General features: G+C 50.7%; 2 tRNA genes and 3 rRNA genes. All 5 read left to right on the forward strand.

Annotated features, from left to right (window positions below):
* The first annotated feature begins 346 nt into the window (after window positions 1–346).
* The 5 genes from ACFO6X_RS15695 to rrf all read left to right on the forward strand — a co-directional run bounded on the left by ACFO6X_RS15695 (window position 347) and on the right by rrf (window position 5,717).
* Window positions 347–1,879, forward strand: a 16S ribosomal RNA gene (locus ACFO6X_RS15695).
* Window positions 1,880–1,995: 116 nt separating this feature from the next.
* Window positions 1,996–2,072, forward strand: a tRNA-Ile gene (locus ACFO6X_RS15700).
* Window positions 2,073–2,116: 44 nt separating this feature from the next.
* Window positions 2,117–2,192 (forward strand) — tRNA-Ala (locus tag ACFO6X_RS15705).
* Between the two features lie 410 nt (window positions 2,193–2,602).
* Window positions 2,603–5,479, forward strand: a 23S ribosomal RNA gene (locus ACFO6X_RS15710).
* Between the two features lie 125 nt (window positions 5,480–5,604).
* Window positions 5,605–5,717, forward strand: a 5S ribosomal RNA gene (gene rrf, locus ACFO6X_RS15715).
* Together the 16S, 23S and 5S rRNA genes with 2 tRNA genes alongside form the textbook arrangement of a ribosomal RNA operon.
* Window positions 5,718–5,771: the final 54 nt, after the last annotated feature.

The raw sequence follows: 5,771 nt of genomic DNA on the forward strand, positions 1-5,771 counted from the left end.
ATGTAGAATTCGAGGCTTCGCTACTAAGCAATGTTTGATACCAAGCGTGCTAAGTAAGCGGCAAGGATTTCAAGGTGGCGGGAATTAAAAACCCCATGCTTTGACAGGAGATAAAAACTTCTGATATAATTCAAGGCTTCGCTGATCGCAGCGAGCTAGAGAAAAAGATTTCGATCTGTTTCTCAGGAACCTTAAAAATATACAGCCGATAAGCGTGGGCGTTTGAATGTGAGATTGCCAAGTTCTTTAGAACTAGTGCTTGCACTACAAACGCTCATGAAGAAGTGAAGTTCACTTCAATTTCTAAATGAGTAAAACTCGAAAGAGTATAAGTTTAAACAAGATCGAACTGTAGAGTTTGATCCTGGCTCAGATTGAACGCTGGCGGCATGCCTTACACATGCAAGTCGAACGGTAACAGGTCTTCGGATGCTGACGAGTGGCGAACGGGTGAGTAATACATCGGAACGTGCCCAATCGTGGGGGATAACACATCGAAAGATGTGCTAATACCGCATAAGATCTACGGATGAAAGCGGGGGATCGCAAGACCTCGCGCGAATGGAGCGGCCGATGGCAGATTAGGTAGTTGGTGGGGTAAAGGCCCACCAAGCCGACGATCTGTAGCTGGTCTGAGAGGACGACCAGCCACACTGGGACTGAGACACGGCCCAGACTCCTACGGGAGGCAGCAGTGGGGAATTTTGGACAATGGGCGCAAGCCTGATCCAGCAATGCCGCGTGCAGGATGAAGGCCTTCGGGTTGTAAACTGCTTTTGTACGGAGCGAAAAGGTCTTTTCTAATACAGAAGGCCCATGACGGTACCGTAAGAATAAGCACCGGCTAACTACGTGCCAGCAGCCGCGGTAATACGTAGGGTGCAAGCGTTAATCGGAATTACTGGGCGTAAAGCGTGCGCAGGCGGTGTTGTAAGACAGAGGTGAAATCCCCGGGCTCAACCTGGGAACTGCCTTTGTGACTGCAACGCTAGAGTACGGCAGAGGGGGATGGAATTCCGCGTGTAGCAGTGAAATGCGTAGATATGCGGAGGAACACCGATGGCGAAGGCAATCCCCTGGGCCTGTACTGACGCTCATGCACGAAAGCGTGGGGAGCAAACAGGATTAGATACCCTGGTAGTCCACGCCCTAAACGATGTCAACTGGTTGTTGGGTCTTCACTGACTCAGTAACGAAGCTAACGCGTGAAGTTGACCGCCTGGGGAGTACGGCCGCAAGGTTAAAACTCAAAGGAATTGACGGGGACCCGCACAAGCGGTGGATGATGTGGTTTAATTCGATGCAACGCGAAAAACCTTACCCACCTTTGACATGGCAGAAATCCTTTAGAGATAGAGGAGTGCTCGAAAGAGAATCTGCACACAGGTGCTGCATGGCTGTCGTCAGCTCGTGTCGTGAGATGTTGGGTTAAGTCCCGCAACGAGCGCAACCCTTGCCATTAGTTGCTACATTCAGTTGGGCACTCTAATGGGACTGCCGGTGACAAACCGGAGGAAGGTGGGGATGACGTCAAGTCCTCATGGCCCTTATAGGTGGGGCTACACACGTCATACAATGGCTGGTACAAAGGGTTGCCAACCCGCGAGGGGGAGCTAATCCCATAAAGCCAGTCGTAGTCCGGATCGCAGTCTGCAACTCGACTGCGTGAAGTCGGAATCGCTAGTAATCGTGGATCAGAATGTCACGGTGAATACGTTCCCGGGTCTTGTACACACCGCCCGTCACACCATGGGAGCGGGTTCTGCCAGAAGTAGGTAGCCTAACCGTAAGGAGGGCGCTTACCACGGCAGGGTTCGTGACTGGGGTGAAGTCGTAACAAGGTAGCCGTATCGGAAGGTGCGGCTGGATCACCTCCTTTCTGGAAAACTGCAATCTCGTTTGAATGCCCACACTTATCGGTTGTTGGAAAAAGTCGTTGTAGAGCCATAGCAAGGGTAGCAATACGCTGGCATTGAATCTTACAAAGGCCGACTTGGGTCTGTAGCTCAGTTGGTTAGAGCACTGTGTTGATAACGCAGGGGTCGTTGGTTCGAGACCAACCAGACCCACCAAGTGTTACAGGCCTGGGAATACGACACGACAATGCGATTTCCTAGGGGGATTAGCTCAGCTGGGAGAGCACCTGCTTTGCAAGCAGGGGGTCGTCGGTTCGATCCCGTCATCCTCCACCAACAAGATTCTTATCTTCTTGTGTTTGTGTTTTTTATTTCTAAGTTCTGGTTCATGCTAGAATGCTAGATTCCGTTCAACACCAAAGCGGCCTTGCAAAAGGCCTCTTCGTTGTTGATCGATATTGTTCGATCAATCGGCTGTTCTTTAAAAATTCATAGAGTCGAATCAGCGTTGCTGGCGGAAAGCAGGAAACTGCACCGTGCCGTCAGCAACATGAAATTTGATTGCGTCAAAACGAATATTTCTTTGCCGAAAGGCATTGAGTATTTAAGTAATGACGAACAGTTCTCAAAGAGTAGCAATACTTAACGAAACGTTCGCGTTACGGCATAACGCGCGAGGTGAAAGACCTCGCAAGTCCTTGAAAATTTTTGATGGCGATGTCTTGAAAAAGACGTCAAAGTTATAGGGTCAAGTGACTAAGAGCATGTGGTGGATGCCTTGGCGATGATAGGCGACGAAAGACGTGAAAGCCTGCGATAAGCTTCGGGGAGCTGGCAAATAAGCTTTGATCCGGAGATTTCTGAATGGGGAAACCCACCCTTCGGGGTATCAATGTCTGAATACATAGGACATTGAAGCGAACCGGGTGAACTGAAACATCTCAGTAGCTCGAGGAAAAGACATCAACCGAGATTCCGAAAGTAGTGGCGAGCGAAATCGGAGAAGCCTTGCAGTGATAGCACAAAGATTAACAAAACGGATTGGAAACTCCGGCCATAGTGGGTGATAGCCCCGTATGTGAAAATCTTCGTGTGGTACTAGGCTGCAGACAAGTAGGGCGGGGCACGAGAAACCCTGTCTGAATATGGGGGGACCATCCTCCAAGGCTAAATACTCATCATCGACCGATAGTGAACCAGTACCGTGAGGGAAAGGCGAAAAGAACCCCGGGAGGGGAGTGAAATAGATCCTGAAACCGCATGCTTACAAAAAGTAGGAGCCCGCAAGGGTGACTGCGTACCTTTTGTATAATGGGTCAGCGACTTACATTCAGTGGCAAGGTTAACCGAATAGGGAAGCCGTAGAGAAATCGAGTCCGAATAGGGCGTATCAGTCGCTGGGTGTAGACCCGAAACCAAGTGATCTACCCATGGCCAGGATGAAGGTGCCGTAACAGGTACTGGAGGTCCGAACCCACTAGTGTTGCAAAACTAGGGGATGAGCTGTGGATAGGGGCGAAAGGCTAAACAAACTTGGAAATAGCTGGTTCTCTCCGAAAACTATTTAGGTAGTGCCTCAAGTATTACCTTCGGGGGTAGAGCACTGTTTAGGCTAGGGGGTCATGGCGACTTACCAAACCTATGCAAACTCCGAATACCGAAGAGTACAGCTTGGGAGACAGAGCACCGGGTGCTAACGTCCGGACTCAAGAGGGAAACAACCCAGACCGCCAGCTAAGGTCCCTAAAATTGGCTAAGTGGGAAACGAAGTGGGAAGGCTAAAACAGTCAGGATGTTGGCTTAGAAGCAGCCATCATTTAAAGAAAGCGTAATAGCTCACTGATCGAGTCGTCCTGCGCGGAAGATGTAACGGGGCTAAGCCAGTTACCGAAGCTGCGGATGCACAGTTTACTGTGCGTGGTAGGAGAGCGTTCTGTAAGCCTGTGAAGGTGTCTGGTAACGGATGCTGGAGGTATCAGAAGTGCGAATGCTGACATGAGTAGCGTTAAAGGGGGTGAAAAGCCCCCTCGCCGTAAGCGCAAGGTTTTCTACGCAACGTTCATCGGCGTAGAGTGAGTCGGCCCCTAAGGCGAGGCAGAGATGCGTAGCTGATGGGAAACAGGTCAATATTCCTGTACCGATGTGTAGTGCGATGTGGGGACGGAGAAGGTTAGCTCAGCCAACTGTTGGATATGTTGGTTCAAGCCTGTAGTCGTGCCCGGTAGGCAAATCCGCCGGGCTTAGATGAGGGGTGATAACGAGTCTGCTTGCAGACGAAGTGAGTGATACCCTGCTTCCAGGAAAAGCCACTAAGCTTCAGCTACACACGACCGTACCGCAAACCGACACTGGTGCGCGAGATGAGTATTCTAAGGCGCTTGAGAGAACTGCGGAGAAGGAACTCGGCAAATTGATACCGTAACTTCGGGAGAAGGTATGCCCCAAGTAGGTGAAGCTGTACAAGCCTAGCCCAACGGGGTTGCAAAAAATCGGTGGCTGCGACTGTTTAATAAAAACACAGCACTCTGCAAACACGAAAGTGGACGTATAGGGTGTGACGCCTGCCCGGTGCTGGAAGATTAAATGATGGGGTGCAAGCTCTTGATTGAAGTCCCAGTAAACGGCGGCCGTAACTATAACGGTCCTAAGGTAGCGAAATTCCTTGTCGGGTAAGTTCCGACCTGCACGAATGGCGTAACGATGGCCACACTGTCTCCTCCGCAGACTCAGCGAAGTTGAAATGTTTGTGATGATGCAATCTCCCCGCGGAAAGACGGAAAGACCCCATGAACCTTTACTGTAGCTTTGTATTGGACTTTGAACGGATCTGTGTAGGATAGGTGGGAGGCTTTGAAGTAAGGTCGCTAGATCTTATGGAGCCAACGTTGAAATACCACCCTGGTGCGTTTGAGGTTCTAACCTAGGTCCATCATCTGGATCGGGAACAGTGCATGGTAGGCAGTTTGACTGGGGCGGTCTCCTCCCAAAGCGTAACGGAGGAGTTCGAAGGTACGCTAGTTACGGTCGGACATCGTGACGATAGTGCAATGGCATAAGCGTGCTTAACTGCGAGACTGACAAGTCGAGCAGATGCGAAAGCAGGACATAGTGATCCGGTGGTTCTGTATGGAAGGGCCATCGCTCAACGGATAAAAGGTACTCTGGGGATAACAGGCTGATACCGCCCAAGAGTTCATATCGACGGCGGTGTTTGGCACCTCGATGTCGGCTCATCTCATCCTGGGGCTGTAGCCGGTCCCAAGGGTATGGCTGTTCGCCATTTAAAGAGGTACGTGAGCTGGGTTTAAAACGTCGTGAGACAGTTTGGTCCCTATCTTCCGTGGGCGCTGCAGATTTGAGGAAGCCTGCTCCTAGTACGAGAGGACCGGAGTGGACACACCTCTGGTGTACCGGTTGTCACGCCAGTGGCATCGCCGGGTAGCTATGTGTGGAAGAGATAACCGCTGAAAGCATCTAAGCGGGAAACTCGTTTCAAGATGAGATCTGCCGGGGCCTTGAGCCCCCTAAAGAGTCGTTCAAGACCAGGACGTTGATAGGCTGGGTGTGCAAGCGCAGTAATGCGTTGAGCTAACCAGTACTAATTGCTCGTGCGGCTTGACCCTATAACTTTGATGTATCAAAACATCAAGGTCTGTTATGCCAAGAACGCAATCAAACCATATAAGCTGATACAGACTCTATGAATTTAGCTGTCCTGCCCACAAGGCAGTGCAGCGCACAGTTTAAGCCTGATGACCATAGCAAGTTGGTCCCACTCCTTCCCATCCCGAACAGGACAGTGAAACGACTTCGCGCCGATGATAGTGCGGGTTCCCGTGTGAAAGTAGGTCATCGTCAGGCTCATTATTCAAGCTACCCCCTCTGATCTCTACGGTCAGAGGGGGTTCGCTTTTT

Origin of the sequence: Giesbergeria sinuosa (genome assembly GCF_042652905.1) — a bacterium.
Classification (GTDB): Bacteria; Pseudomonadota; Gammaproteobacteria; order Burkholderiales; family Burkholderiaceae_C; genus Simplicispira; species Simplicispira sinuosa.